Source organism: Ruegeria sp. Alg231-54 (assembly GCF_900143525.1).
Taxonomy (GTDB): domain Bacteria; phylum Pseudomonadota; class Alphaproteobacteria; order Rhodobacterales; family Rhodobacteraceae; genus Ruegeria.
This window is the reverse complement of record NZ_FREZ01000023.1, coordinates 1-13,579: the sequence shown is the minus strand read 5'-3', so window position 1 is coordinate 13,579 and position 13,579 is coordinate 1. Positions and strand designations below refer to the sequence as shown.

The 13,579-nt window shown below is 52.1% G+C and carries 15 protein-coding genes; 6 read left to right on the top strand and 9 right to left on the bottom strand.

Annotated features, from left to right (window positions below):
* Positions 1-53 precede the first annotated feature (53 nt).
* The 5 genes from DHN12_RS22830 to DHN12_RS22810 all read right to left on the bottom strand — a co-directional run bounded on the left by DHN12_RS22830 (position 54) and on the right by DHN12_RS22810 (position 5,113).
* Positions 54-761 (bottom strand): IS6 family transposase, encoded by a 708-nt coding sequence (locus DHN12_RS22830; RefSeq protein WP_108862251.1) that lies wholly within the window; start codon positions 759-761, stop codon positions 54-56.
* Positions 762-861: 100 nt separating this feature from the next.
* A complete protein-coding gene (locus tag DHN12_RS22825; protein ID WP_159090187.1) occupies positions 862-1,110 on the bottom strand; it encodes a hypothetical protein in 249 nt (82 codons plus the stop codon).
* 40 nt (positions 1,111-1,150) lie between these two features.
* On the bottom strand, positions 1,151-3,010 hold the full coding sequence (locus tag DHN12_RS22820; protein ID WP_108862249.1) for a Na/Pi cotransporter family protein: 1,860 nt from the start codon (positions 3,008-3,010) through the stop codon (positions 1,151-1,153).
* Between the two features lie 343 nt (positions 3,011-3,353).
* Entirely contained in the window at positions 3,354-4,061 is a 708-nt protein-coding gene (locus DHN12_RS22815) for an IS6 family transposase (protein WP_108862248.1), read from the bottom strand.
* Positions 4,062-4,198: 137 nt separating this feature from the next.
* Entirely contained in the window at positions 4,199-5,113 is a 915-nt protein-coding gene (locus DHN12_RS22810; RefSeq protein WP_108862247.1) for a LysR family transcriptional regulator, read from the bottom strand.
* Between the two features lie 128 nt (positions 5,114-5,241).
* Between DHN12_RS22810 and DHN12_RS22805 the strand changes: the two genes are divergently transcribed.
* Both DHN12_RS22805 and DHN12_RS22800 read left to right on the top strand, forming a co-directional pair.
* A complete protein-coding gene (locus DHN12_RS22805; protein WP_199913572.1) occupies positions 5,242-6,243 on the top strand; it encodes an alpha/beta fold hydrolase in 1,002 nt (333 codons plus the stop codon).
* A gap of 152 nt (positions 6,244-6,395) precedes the next feature.
* Positions 6,396-7,010 carry a pyridoxamine 5'-phosphate oxidase family protein gene (locus tag DHN12_RS22800; protein ID WP_108862246.1) on the top strand — a complete coding sequence of 205 codons (615 nt, stop codon included), beginning with the start codon at positions 6,396-6,398 and terminating at the stop codon, positions 7,008-7,010.
* 135 nt (positions 7,011-7,145) lie between these two features.
* Here the strand turns inward: DHN12_RS22800 and DHN12_RS24540 are convergent, their stop codons facing one another.
* Positions 7,146-7,367, bottom strand: coding sequence for a hypothetical protein (locus DHN12_RS24540; protein WP_159090185.1), 222 nt, complete (start codon positions 7,365-7,367; stop codon positions 7,146-7,148).
* Between the two features lie 74 nt (positions 7,368-7,441).
* Here DHN12_RS24540 and DHN12_RS22795 point away from each other — a divergent pair, with 74 nt between their 5' ends.
* Together DHN12_RS22795 and DHN12_RS22790 are read left to right on the top strand one after the other, a co-directional pair.
* On the top strand, positions 7,442-8,587 hold the full coding sequence (locus DHN12_RS22795; RefSeq protein ID WP_159090183.1) for an alpha/beta hydrolase: 1,146 nt from the start codon (positions 7,442-7,444) through the stop codon (positions 8,585-8,587).
* A 229-nt stretch (positions 8,588-8,816) separates the two neighbouring features.
* Complete coding sequence (locus tag DHN12_RS22790) at positions 8,817-10,742, top strand: DUF3604 domain-containing protein (RefSeq protein ID WP_108862244.1); 1,926 nt, start codon at positions 8,817-8,819, stop codon at positions 10,740-10,742.
* A gap of 193 nt (positions 10,743-10,935) precedes the next feature.
* On the opposite strand, the gene DHN12_RS22785 is transcribed toward DHN12_RS22790, so the two are convergent.
* Both DHN12_RS22785 and DHN12_RS22780 read right to left on the bottom strand, forming a co-directional pair.
* On the bottom strand, positions 10,936-11,259 hold the full coding sequence (locus DHN12_RS22785; RefSeq protein WP_108862243.1) for a carboxymuconolactone decarboxylase family protein: 324 nt from the start codon (positions 11,257-11,259) through the stop codon (positions 10,936-10,938).
* 95 nt (positions 11,260-11,354) lie between these two features.
* Positions 11,355-12,269, bottom strand: coding sequence for a LysR family transcriptional regulator (locus DHN12_RS22780; protein ID WP_108862242.1), 915 nt, complete (start codon positions 12,267-12,269; stop codon positions 11,355-11,357).
* 131 nt (positions 12,270-12,400) lie between these two features.
* Between DHN12_RS22780 and DHN12_RS22775 the strand changes: the two genes are divergently transcribed.
* Both DHN12_RS22775 and DHN12_RS22770 read left to right on the top strand, forming a co-directional pair.
* Positions 12,401-12,625, top strand: a complete 225-nt coding sequence (locus DHN12_RS22775; protein ID WP_108862241.1) for a DUF1127 domain-containing protein — start codon at positions 12,401-12,403, stop codon at positions 12,623-12,625.
* Positions 12,615-12,854 (top strand): DUF1127 domain-containing protein, encoded by a 240-nt coding sequence (locus DHN12_RS22770; RefSeq protein ID WP_108862240.1) that lies wholly within the window; start codon positions 12,615-12,617, stop codon positions 12,852-12,854. The genes DHN12_RS22775 and DHN12_RS22770 overlap by 11 nt, the downstream gene beginning before the upstream one ends.
* A gap of 260 nt (positions 12,855-13,114) precedes the next feature.
* Here DHN12_RS22770 and DHN12_RS22765 read toward each other — a convergent pair.
* Positions 13,115-13,579 (bottom strand): DDE-type integrase/transposase/recombinase (locus tag DHN12_RS22765; protein ID WP_108862239.1); only part of this gene is annotated, 465 nt, incomplete at its 5' end.

Genomic DNA, 13,579 nt, shown 5'->3' with positions numbered 1-13,579 from the left:
GGTGCTGTCAGACGAATTCGAACTCGTCTCTGTTGGGCCAGTGACGCTGCCCTTTATTCCGCGCCAAGTTCGCGCCACTCGGCAAGAGCGGCGGTGCGTGTCAGCTTGAAGGTGTCTCGGCTGGAGAGCGATCTTTCCTGGTTGAAATGGTTGTAGACAGAGGAATGGACGGCGGCGAATTTCTGCAAACTTCGCATGCGCCGGAAACGTTGCATGGCTCGTTCTCTTCGTCGAAATGGGAGGTGTGAATTCTCAACGCGGTTGTTGAGCCACCTGCCCGTCTTTTGCTTTTCGAGCGCACCCAATTCTCCTAGCGCTGCTTTGTAAGACGCAAAACGGTCGGTAACGATTTCTTCGGCACAGCCATGGCGCTTCATCAATTTCTTGAGAAATTTCAATGCCGCAGCTTTGTTCCGGCGTTTAGTAACGACGGCTTCAAGCACTTCACCTTCATGATCTACGGCTCGCCACAGATAATGTCTCTTGCCATTCACCTTCACAAAAACCTCGTCTACGTGCCACTTCCATTTCGAGAATGCACGCAGTTGCTGCACCCGCTTTCTTCGGATCTCAGAAGCAAACATCGGACCGAACCTGTTCCACCAGTAGCGGACAGTTTCATGGCTCACATCGATCCCGCGCTCGTGAAGGAGATCTTCGACATTCCGAAACGAAAGCGGAAACCGGATATACAACATGACCGCCAGACGGATGATTTCAGGACTGGTTTTGAAGTATTTGAATGAGGCAGGTTTGGTCATGGTCGAACGCTACGCAACCGCCCTGCCCCGCTCAAGTCAAGTTACTCTGACAAGGCCCTCAGCACGCCTCAAACCAATTTCTAAAGGCAGGACCAGCGTATTAGTCGATCTCCCTCAATAGCCACTCCGCCCGTTTGACGCTCTCGTGCGCTGTTCCGAGTTTTCGAACCAGCCTGGCTTTCCTATCAGAATTCTTCTCCATATGAATTTCGGCCTCAAGATCTGCTGCCTTCCTACGCAGCTTCTTGAGTACTTTTTGAACATGGCTGGATTTAATTTTCTCCGCTTTGCCTGCCTCAAGACGCGAGTTGTACTCGACCATTTTTTCGGCAAGTTTTTTCAATCCCATCTTAATACCCTCCCGCAGATCGTCGCAAAATTTCAGCATGCTATTTGCTTTCTACGACTTTACTGTGACGTTTTTTGGATTCGTCTTCCTTAGAGCGCGCATCGGTTTCAATCTTATACTCACCCAGTTCTTCTTCTTCCAAAGCCAACAAACGTTCGACTTCGGCCATAGCGCTGTCTCGTTCGATGTAAAAGGTTCTCGCTGCTTCGATCAGCTTACGCATCGCGCTATAGGCATAGTCCGAGTCGTTGAGAAATGAAGTTGCGGCATCGGGAGTGAGTTGGTTTTTTCGAATGAGCTGTTCTACACGGCGCGCAGCGGTCCGGGCATCTTCTTCTACTTGTGCACGTTCCTGATCAAGCCAGAGCGCACTACGCTCATCCGGTTCTGCGTCTTCAAGTTTTTGAATTTCGACGAGTATTCTGGCAATTTCAGTACGGAGGTCATCATACAGTTCGGTTGCACTCCCGGAAAACCGTACAGTGTGACGCAAGATATTCTTTCGCAGGTGTTTGACCGACTTAACCGCTTGAACGATGTCACCGGCGATATCCCTCAGTGCATAAACACGCTCCGCAACGTCTGGTTCGACACGTTTTTCCCCGACGCGCGTCGAGAATTCGACAATGGCAGAATAGAGCGTCTTGATCTTGCGCCGGTAGCTTTCCTCGATATCCATGTCGGTAGGTGTTCGACTGCTGCGAACCACCTCTGCAACGCTGTTCGCGCCAAGTACATCCTTCTTATGCAGATTCAGGCCATGCAAGATCAACGTCATCGCGTTTTCGTAGAGATGCATGACTTCCTTTCGAAGTGCGATCTCAAGAGTTTGCGGGAAATCATCGGCCGCATCGTTCAAGTACCGCGGTTGACTGACATCGGGGGTTGGTTCGACGATACTGCGTTCAAGAAAGGAGATCAGCCAACGCATCAATGGTAACATGAGCAAGACGCCGAGCACGTTAAAGATGGTATGGAACACCGCCAACTTCAGAGCATAATCTTCCGCACCGATGCCCACGGTACCACTGATCAGGTCAACCGTCTCACTCAGCGGGACTATGAAAACCAAAGCTACCGCCGCAGTCGTTGTATTGAAGATCAGGTGCGCCAATGCGAGTCGCTTCCCCTGAAAATTGGCGCTGATCGAGCCAATAATCGCCGTAATCGTGGTTCCAATATTAGCCCCGATCGCCAGAGCCAGCGCGTTTTCATAGCTTATTTGTGAAGCGGCAAGCGCGGTGAGAGTAAGCACCATCGTCGCGTGGCTCGACTGCATAATCACGGTTGCGGCAGTCCCCAACAAACAATAGACCACCAGCCCCCAAAATCCCGACAAAGCAAATCGCATTAGGTCGACCTGGTCCTTGAACGCGTCGAAACCCTCTTTCATGTAATGAATGCCTAAAAACAGAAAACCCAGTCCTCCAAGGGCGTAACCAATCCCACGGAGCACCTTCGGCTTCTGAAACACAAGAATTATGCTAAGGCCGATAATTGGCATGGCATAGGTTGCAATATTCACCTTTAATCCTAGCCCGGCGACCAACCACGCACCCGTCGTCGTTCCGATATTGGCCCCAAAGATTATCCCCACCCCACCGACCAGAGAAATAAGGTCCGCACTTAAAAACGAAATCGTTATGACCGAAACCAGTGAGCTGGACTGCAACAACGCAGTAGAGACGAAACCGAATAAGAGAGATCGCGAAACGGATTTTGTCGCCCGCTGAAGCATTCGTTCTAGTGTTCCGCCTCCAAGTAGCTTGAAGCCGTCTTCAAGCATAAGCATGCCAAACAAAAAGATAGCGATCCCAGCTGCAACCACCTGCGCGTCAGGACTTACCCAAAAGGCAATTAGTAGCGCGCCAATTGCGACCGGTAGGTAGTACTTGATCATTCAATCAGTCCAAATTTTTGGATCGCAAAAACACCGCATGGCGCGAATTTCGACCTACAGGAAGACCGCACACTAACCTCAACCAACGTTCGTGCAGCGCCAAGATTCTCAGCAGATACCATATCCCAAACCCGGGCGCTTTCTGACCTCGATGTTTCTATTACCGCAACGTACATGTCTCATTGATTCAAATCATGGCGTAGGAACTCTACTTGCCCAAATGTTTGGACTGACTTGCTACATGACACCGATGGACCAAACATGTTGAGAACTGAAAGAGTAGAAAAAGCGGTGCTGTCAGACCAATTCGAACCAGTCTCTGTTTACCCCTAAATGCCGGAACTTATGCTGAACAAAGTTGGCGCCACTCGGAGAGAGCAGCGGCGCGGTTGAGCTTGAAATTTTCTCTGCTGTAGAGGGCGCGTTCCTGATTGAAATGGTTGTGGACGGAAGAATGAACTGCGGCGAACTTCTGCAAACATCGCATTTGCCTGAAGCGGAGCATCGCACGTTCTCGTCGTCGAAATGGCAGATGGGAATTCTCGGCCCGATTGTTCAGCCAGCGGCTGGTCTCTTGCCGACTACCGTTCCCGACAACTCTCATCGCCGCGCCATAAGACCGCAGTTTGTCCGTCACGATGGATTCAGGTTGACCGTAGCGTTTCATTGATTTTCTGAGGAATTTCAACGCAGCTTTGCGGTCACGGCGCTTGGTCACATAACTTTCCAGCACCTCGCCTTCGTGATCCACAGCCCGCCATAGGTAGTGCGTCTCGCCATTGATCTTCACGAAGACCTCGTCCAGATGCCACTGCCAGTTCGAATAAGATCGCATCCGATTGACCCTGTTTCTGCGGATCTCTGCCGCGAATATCGGGCCAAATCTGTTCCACCAATAACGCACAGTTTCGTGGCTGATCTCGATGCCGCGCTCGTGCAAAAGATCTTCAACATTGCAAAGCGAAAGCGGAAACCGAACATACATCATGACGGCCAGACGAATGATCTCGGGGCTCGTCTTGAAGTAGCGAAAAGGGCTGCGTCTTGTCATCCTGCGACGCTAAGTGCTCGCCCTGCCCGCCTCAATAAGTTTCTTCTGACAGTGCCGGAATTTGAATTGCAACGGCTGATTTTCGGGATTTGATATTGTTTCGAATGCCGCGGTCAAATGAGTGGCTTGAAGTTCTACTAACTCAGTACAAGTTGCGATTGCTCAATAGCTGCGGTTAGCGGGTCTGCAGCAAAATCCACAAACGCCCGAACCTTTGGGGCGACAATTTTGCTTTGTGGATACACAAGGTGGATCGGCTCCGCAGGTGGCAGGTATTCTACCAGCACAGGCACGAGCCGACCGGAACGGATTGCGTCGGTAACCATGTATGACAAGGCCATTGTTATGCCCTCGCCAGCGGTCGCGGCGGTCAAGGCCGTGGATGCATCGTTCACTTCAAGCCGGGGATGCAAGTGAACGTGCCCCCGTGATTTGCCGTGCGTGTAGTGCCAGTCATAGCTGGTCATGATCCCGGTGAACCCGATGATGGAATGCCGCTTTAGCTCCGATGGATCGTTCGGAGTACCCCGGCGATTCAGATATTCTGGGCTGGCGACAAAAAGACGGCGTACAACGCCCAGTCGCTTTGCCATAAGGTTGGAATCCGGCAATTCACCAATTCTTATCGCGACATCAATTCCCTCTTCGACAATATTCGTCACCCGGTCGACCGCAATCAATGAAACTGAAATCCGTGGATACGAGACCAGAAATGATCGAATGACTGGGGCGGCTATCACCCTGCTGAATGCCAACGACGCCGAAACCGTCAAATGGCCCTGCGCTACGCCTTCTTCGCCAACGGCCAGCTTTTCGGCTGACTCGATTTCTGTCAGTAGCTGACGGGCTGCGATCAAAAATCGCGTTCCGGCATCAGTAAGCGTCAATTGACGGGTGGATCGTGTCAGCAACTGAACGCCCAACCTGGCCTCCAGCGCATTCATTGCCCGCGTAACAGCCGGTGGCGACATGCGAAGGCGGTTGGCGGCCTGCACGAAACTGCCGGTGTCATTGATGGCAGCAAAAACTTCCATTTGTTGGATGCGGTCCATTTATTCCACTTTTTGCAATAATGAATTCACAATTATCATTATTATTTCACTATTGGAAGGTCGCTATCTGTTGTTCAGAACCCGCAGCAACGCTCCCTAAAACGCGGCCCATCTCGAAGGATAAAGAAATGAAAATGAACTCGATCAAGCCGACCCTTTTGTCCGGCCTCATCGCATTGGCGCTGTCGGTGCCGCACGCAACGGCAACCTTTGCGGAAGAAACTGCAACGTCACCCGCTGCTTTCAGTGGGATTGGCCAAGACGCGGTTCGCTACAATACTGTGAATATTGACGGGCAGGAAATCTTCTACCGCGAAGCCGGTGATGAAAATGCTCCTACTTTGCTGTTGTTGCACGGTTTCCCTACGTCGTCACAACAGTATCGCGATCTCATTCCCGAACTGGCGGACAGCTATCACGTGATTGCACCGGATTATCCCGGCTTTGGGCGCAGCGCGATGCCAGACACCAGCGAATTTGAATACAGCTTTGCCAACTATGCAGCTTTGATGGACGCGTTTACCGACACTTTGAAACTGACGTCCTACAGCCTTTACGTGATGGATTACGGCGCACCAGTCGGATACCGCCTTGCCTTGAAAGAGCCACAGGCAATCGAGGCGCTTATCATTCAGAACGGCAATGCTTATGAAGAAGGCCTGCTGGAGTTCTGGGATGTGTTCCGCACCTACTGGGCCGATCCGACCGTTGAAAATCGTGAGCCCTTGCGCGGCTTCCTGAATATCGGTGCGACCGAATGGCAATACACCCATGGGGTGCCCGAAACCCATCTGAACCGCGTCAGCCCGGATGCGTGGATGCTGGATCAGGCCTATCTTGATCGGCCTAGAAATCAGGAAATCCAGCTAGACCTGTTTTATGATTACCGCACAAACGTCGATCTCTACCCAGAATTCCAGGAGTTCTTCCGCGCCAATCAACCACCCACGTTGATCGTCTGGGGTGAGAACGATTTCATCTTTCCAGCAGAAGGGGCAACACCCTACCTTCGCGATCTGCCGGATGCGGAACTGCATCTGATTGACGGCGGTCACTTCATCCTTGAATCCCACGGCCCTGAGGTTGCGGCAACCATCCGGACATTCCTGTCCAAGAACCTGACCAACTAAGCCAATTCGGTGCAGGGGCCACCCTGCACCGTTTCGCTAGCCCAAATGATCCGCGCATCACCGAAAGTGAGCGCAATTCTTGGTGGCTGTTTGTCTAGCCTAGGGTATCACATCTCGGCCAAAAAAATCTTCAACTCAAAAGGGTCCGTCAAATGGGACACAAATTCGCCGAACTCGCCTTCACGGACGCCGTGAAAAACATCCAGTCCGACCATGGGTCGCGCATCGCATATTCGCGAATGGACGTTGGTGACGACTACAACGACGTTCTGGGCCCAAACGAAGCCCAGTTCATTGCCGCGCGCGACAGTTTTTACATGGCAACCGTCAGCGAAACGGGTTGGCCATATGTCCAACATCGCGGTGGTCCAGTTGGATTTGTGAAGATACTGGACGACAGAACGCTGGGATTTGCCGACTATCGCGGCAATCGGCAATACGTAAGTGTCGGCAACATAAGCCAGAACGAGCGTGTGTCGCTGTTCTTCATGGATTACCCGAACAAAACCCGCCTCAAATTGCTGGGCAGGGTTCATACAATTGATCCTGCTGATCTGGGCACCTTGAAAAAGCTGTCGCTGGACGACCGTCACAGGGCGCGTACAGAACGAGGATTACGGATATCTGTCGAGGCATTCGACTGGAACTGCCCACAATACATCACGCCCCGTTTCACGCGCGCGGAAGCGGATCAACAGATGTCATCGCTGCAAGCCAAAATTTTGGAGCTTGAAGCAAAACTGAAGACCAAAAATGTACAAATCTGAGTATTCCGGCCAAAGATGCTTTGCGGACCTTCAGAACTGTCGCAGCAATAAACACTTTGGGCTCGAAGCGGACGTTTAAACAAAGCGACTGAACGTCTGCTGTGCGGGACAAGCCGCCGCTTGGACATTGCAACATCAATGGCGGCTCTTTGAACCCAGGATCAATTTGTGAACTCTTTTGAGAGGTTTTTCTCCATCAAATACGACAGCTTTGGGTTTGGAGTAGACATTCGCTGCATCCGGCATGGAATCCGCCGTACAAAAAATGCAGACATCTAAAAGACCTTCTCTTAATATCAAATCCAATGGCCACATTTGGATCTTCGCTTGATGTACTTGGCCGATCTTCGTCGTCATGAAGTTGTCATATAGGCATTGGTCTTAGTTGAATGGTGGGTTTTGAAACTCAAAAGCAGCAAGCAAGGCAATCTATGGCATACCGAACACCAGATAGAATTTTTTCGCTTGATTTTGGTATCTCTTTTTTCCCGATACTAGCGGCACTATTGATTTTGGTATTAGTCGCTTCCTGCGGTCGCACACCTGATTTGATTGGCGTGGACAATCCCAAATTTCCGACTTCAAGCATTTCTGGCGCAAGTCGCCAGAAAATCTTCATTATGACGACAAGAGAAGCATCGGAAGTGGTGGACATTTTTTACAACGATGAGCGTGCACCGAATGTTGGATTGGCTTCGGTAGTTGTGTCCATTCCACCAAACCATCTACCCGGACAGCTAGAAGCGCCGAGACGACTGCCTCCTGATCCGAGCAAAGAGTTCGCAGTAGTCGACCCAGTTGTATACGAAGCCGATTCAGCATTTGTAAAAGATATTAATAGGGAGCTTTTGAAACGTGCGCCTGCGGACAGAACCATTATGTTCTTTGTGCACGGGTACAACAATACAACGAGCGAAGCAGTACTTCGGATGGCCCAGTTTGTAGAAGACACAAATTTCAACGGTATTCCCATACTATTTACTTGGGCCTCCGGAGCTAAACCTGCGAAGTATGTCTACGATTTGAATAGCGCCTTGGTAGCCAGAGAACAGCTGAAGCCAACATTTGAAATCGTGGCAAGAACTAACGCTCGCACCGTTGATATATTCGCGCATTCCATGGGTTCACTTTTGGTAATGGAAGGAATCGTTCAGGCCGACCTAAGTGGTCGTTTCAATCGCAGTGGTCGTCTAGGTTCGGTAGTTTTGGCATCACCGGACATAGATATTGATTTGTTTCGCTCTCAACTTCGACAAATTGAAACGGACTTTTCTCGAATTTTCGTTTTGGTCGCCAAGGACGATCGAATTCTCAAGATTTCTCGAACACTGTCTGGTGGCGTTGAGCGTGTCGGATCTTCAGATGTCGCGCAGTTAAGTGACTTGGGCGTGGTGGTTATAGATCTTAGCCAAATCGATGACTCTGCAGCAGGGAGCCACACCAAATTTGCTGGATCTCCAGAGTTGGTGCAGGTCATAGGCCGCGGGTTGAAGGCTCGACAGCTCAACCCGGATGTTCCGGCGGGCAGCCTTGGTGGTATGTTAGCCGGGGTTCCAATCAAAATCGTCGCAGATTGACTTCCTGAACTTTAGAATTCTCAATACGTTTGCACGGCCTCTTTCAAGAGTTTTGGGAACGTCTGCATTGGGCTCGAGGCAGACGTTCCCAAAATCGCGATGCATGTCCGCTTTGCGGACAAATCGGAAATTCGAAGACATGATAACAATGACGCATTATCATCGGGTCTGAATTTGTGGCTTTCGTGAAAAACGCGTTTTGATTTCAACAAGTCATTGGAGGTTTATTATGCTCAAGTACCTAAGTTCCACTTTGTTCTCTTCCATATTTGTCATTTCGGGCGCAGCGAACGCGCAGTTCGTACCCTCGGAACAGTCCCTTCAAGACCTTTACCCCGGCAAAGCCTATTCACCCAATGCTCAACGCAGCTTTCCATCGCGCGTATTTTGGGGCGATACTCATATTCACACCGGTCTTTCCATGGACGCCGGTCTTTTCGGGAACACGACCGATCTGGACACAATGCTTCGGTTTGCGCGAGGCGAAGAGGTCGTCTCGGCCACAGGGCAGCGTGTTAAGCTGGCGCGAYCGCTAGACTGGATCGTRACAACGGAACACTCTGATGGAATGGGCATGATCACCGACTTGGCTAAAGGTTCTCCCAACATCAYGGAGTCAGAACAGGGCTCYCGCTGGGCAAAAGGTCTGCAAGAAGGCGGTGAGGCGTCTGCTGCAGCAGCTCTGGACCTGATCACTACGTTCTCTCAAGGGAACATGGATCCGGAYTTGATCGCAGATTATTCTCCCGGATCGCCCATCTATGCCTCKGTCTGGGAAGACATGATCGCTACYGTGGAATCGTTCAACGATCCGGGAGACTTCACRGCTTTCCACGGCTTTGAGTGGACRTCGCTGATCCGGGGCAACAACATGCACCGCAATATCATTTTTCGTGACAATGCAGACCGGGTMAAACARGTCCAACCTATGACSACGCAGGCGCCCATCGGCTCTACAGACCCAATGGACTTGTACAAATGGTTGGAGGCCTATGAGGCCGATACGGGTGGACAAGCTTTTGCACTCGCGCACAACGGAAACCTGTCAAACGGCATCATGTTCCCATCTGAAACACGTTACAATGGCGAACCCGTGGACGAAGCCTATGCAATGGCRCGGATGAGATGGGAACCGCTCTACGAAATCACCCAGATCAAGGGAGACGGCGAGGCGCACCCCGCACTTAGCCCCGATGACGAGTTTGCGAATTACGAAACATGGGATGCGGGCAACCTCGATCTAACTGAAGCTAAAACGCCAGATATGCTTGCAGGCGAATATGCGCGTGAGGCACTTAAGCAGGGGTTCGCCATCGAGGCGCGCACGGGCGTAAACCCATACAAATTTGGCTTGTCCGGCGCGACGGACAGCCATACATCGCTGGCAACCGCTGACAGCGACAATTACTTTGGTAAAGCGACAAATGCCGAGCCATCGTTGACCCGCGCGTCGCATCCGTTCACCGAAACAGAAAATGGCGTTTTCCCAGGTTGGTCATTGGTGGCGTCAGGCTACACAGGTGTCTGGGCCGAAGAGAACACGCGGGCCAGTCTGTGGGATGCCATGGTGCGCCGTGAGGTTTATGCCACAACAGGTCCGCGCATGGCCGTGCGGTTCTTTGGGGGATGGAAGTTCGACGAGGATGACATGAGGTCTCGCGCTCCAGCCTTTGTTGGATACGAAAAGGGTGTTCCGATGGGTGGTGATCTGCGCCCGGCAACGTCCGATGCGCCAACCTTCATGGTCTATGCATTGCGCGATCCCATCGGAGCCAATCTTGATCGCATCCAGATCGTTAAAGGCTGGATGGACAGCGACGAGAACTTGTCCGAAAAAGTCTATGATGTGGCGTGGTCGGATGAACGTGAACTGGACGCTAACGGTAAACTGCCAGCTGTAGGAAATACGGTCGATCTGGAAGCAGCAAACTATATCAACACCATCGGCGCTTCAGAGCTAGGAACGGTCTGGACAGACCCAGATTTTGATTCGTCCGAGCACGCGTTTTACTACGCTCGCGTCATTGAAATCCCGACGCCACGCTGGGTCGTTTACGACAAAGTGCGTCTAGGCGCTGACATTCCCGAAGAAGCGACATTGATCGGACAAGAGCGCGCATATACGTCGCCGATCTGGTATTCACCAAATAATTAGTAGAATGCCCGTTATTCTTGCTTTTTGACTGACCGCTTTGGGCTCAATGAGGTCGTTCGCTGCACTGGGCATGAACGACCACTTTGCGGACGAAGCCGTCGTTGCCCATCCGGGTGTTCGCTGACGCAGCAAGCTATCGCAGGTGCGGCAGGCAGTCTCTTTGTGGCGCAGCAATTTTCCCCAAACCAGACCTTCAGCTGTTTTCCTCTCCAAAGACTTCAAGTGCCGCATTCAGTCCGTTGATCGCGGCTGGAAAACCTCCGTAGAGCGCCATCTGCCAGATGACTTCAGCGATTTCTTGTTGAGAAAGGCCAGCTTTGCGCCCGCCAGCTATGTTCACCATCAATTGGGGCTTTGTCTGGCCACCGAGTGCAGTCAAAGCGGCGATTGTTGCCAAGTATCTGTCACGCAAGGGAAGGCCCGGGCGCGCGTATTGCCGCCCATAGGCGAAATCGACCACGCCTTCTGCCATTCCGGGAAGCAGATGACCATAGCGCGCATTCAGGGCTTCCTCCATCCCGGGATTGAGGTGTTCAGAAAGCTCTCTTCCTGTTTCCAACGTGTCTTTCGTCACAAATCGTTCCTTCAAAAATTCAACCCATGACGTGGCGCTCAGGAGCCTGTCATTTGATACTCAGGCTCATCCCGAAAATGGCGCACCAGGAAATCAACAAATGCGCGGGTTTTTGGCGCAAGGTTGCGCCGTTCAGCAAACATCACGACGATGTCGGTGCTGGGTGGTGCGTGTTCAGGCATGACACGGACCAACTCTCCCGACTGGAACTTCTGACGCGTCATGTAGCAGGGTAAACGCGCGATCCCGATCCCGGCGAGTGCTGCGCGAAATACGACATCCGTGCTGTTTCCCTCGAAACTGCCTTGGGCTTCAAACTTGTCGCCGTCGATTGGCTCGACGTTATTCCATGAATTTCGTTTACTGGTTCCGGCCAGTCTCAGGCAGTTATGCTCAGCCAGTTGAGCAAAATTGGTCGGCATTCCACAGCGTTCTAAATAGGCGGGTGCGGCACACAGCACCCGGCTGCTTTTCATAATCCGACGCACCACGATTTCGGGGTTCTGGCGCTGCTCGGCAAAGCAAATTGCCGCATCAAAACCCTCGCTTTGCAAATCGACTTCGCGATCTGTCAGGTCCAGGGAAATTTGAACCTCCGGGTTCTCTTCCATGAACTTGGGCAGCACCGGAATAAGTTGAGACTTCCCAAACGCGACGCTGCAAACGATCCTGAGATTGCCACGCGGAACGCCGTCGAGATTCAGGATCAGCGCCTCTGCCTCTTTGAATTTTTCGGCCATCTCTCTGCATTTTTCATAGAACTCCTGGCCTTCTTGCGTCGGAGACACGCCCGTCCTTGAGCGGTTGAGCAGGCGATAGTGCACCTGATCTTCAAGCAAACCGATCTGCTTGCTGACAGCCGAGGGTGTCTGCCCGACCGATCTTGCGGCTGCGGAGATACTACCCTCTTCGACAACAGTCGCAAAAATCAGCATTTGTGCTGAAATATCCATATCGCTTCGCCTGCCTGTTCCAATTCGGCACGGGTCCTTTGCCAAACTGACAAATTGTGAGCGCTACCAAATGCGCGTACTTCTGCAGTGCAGCATGAATACTGCGCCGCAGCAAGAGATGAGGCACTATTATGGCAATAACGCGATCAAACAGTGGGCTAGATGTCGTTTTGGATGCTGCCCGCACATCCTTTGAGCACAAACGCGACCATTTCTCGAAGGCGCTCGCGCGGCGCAAAGTCTATCGCGCGACCTACCATGAGCTTTCAAGGCTTACGGATCGAGATCTGAGAGATTTGGGAATCCCGCGCGGCAACATCAAGAGACTGGCCTTGGAGGCGGCATATGGCGTTTAGTTCGCATACAGATAAGCCTGCGCGCCTTCATGCACCTGCCGCCATCGGCGCGGTATTAGCGCAGGTTGGGCGAAGCGCGCTGACCAAAGCACGCATTGCTTTGAAGACGCTTCAAATGGCTCGGATGATGTCGACGCTCTCGAACATGAGTGATCATCAGCTGGCCCAGATCGGAATTTCGCGTTCCGACATACCGAACTACGCCGAAAAACTGATGGCCAACGACTGACCGAGCGGGCTTTCAGATTCTAAGGACACACGAAAAGTGCTGGTTCTCGCTCCTCCCAGAGTAAGCCAGTACGAGCGGCGGCGAAAAAACATAACAGGGAGCGCCAACGCAGAAGGGCCAGCATCTTCACCTCCTCCCGAAGGTGCTGGCCCAATCCATCCTGTAAAACAGGAGTCCCGAAAAATGCCCGGCAAGAAACGTCCGCAGGGTGCTGTCAGACCAATTCGAACCAGTCTCTGTTTACCCCTAAATGCCGGAACTTATGCTGAACAAAGTTGGCGCCACTCGGAGAGAGCAGCGGCGCGGTTGAGCTTGAAATTGTCTCTGCTGTAGAGGGCGCGTTCCTGATTGAAATGGTTGTGGACGGAAGAATGAACTGCGGCGAACTTCTGCAAACATCGCATTTGCCTGAAGCGGAGCATCGCACGTTCTCGGCGTCGAAATGGCAGATGGGAATTCTCGGCCCGATTGTTCAGCCAGCGGCCGGTCTTTTGCCGACTACCGTTCCCGACAACTCTCATCGCCGCGCCATAAGACCGCAGTTTGTCCGTCACGATGGATTCAGGTTGACCGTAGCGTTTCATTGATTTTCTGAGGAATTTCAACGCAGCTTTGCGGTCACGGCGCTTGGTCACATAACTTTCCAGCACCTCGCCTTCGTGATCCACAGCCCGCCATAGGTAGTGCGTCTCGCCATTGATCTTCACGAAGACCTCGTCCAGATG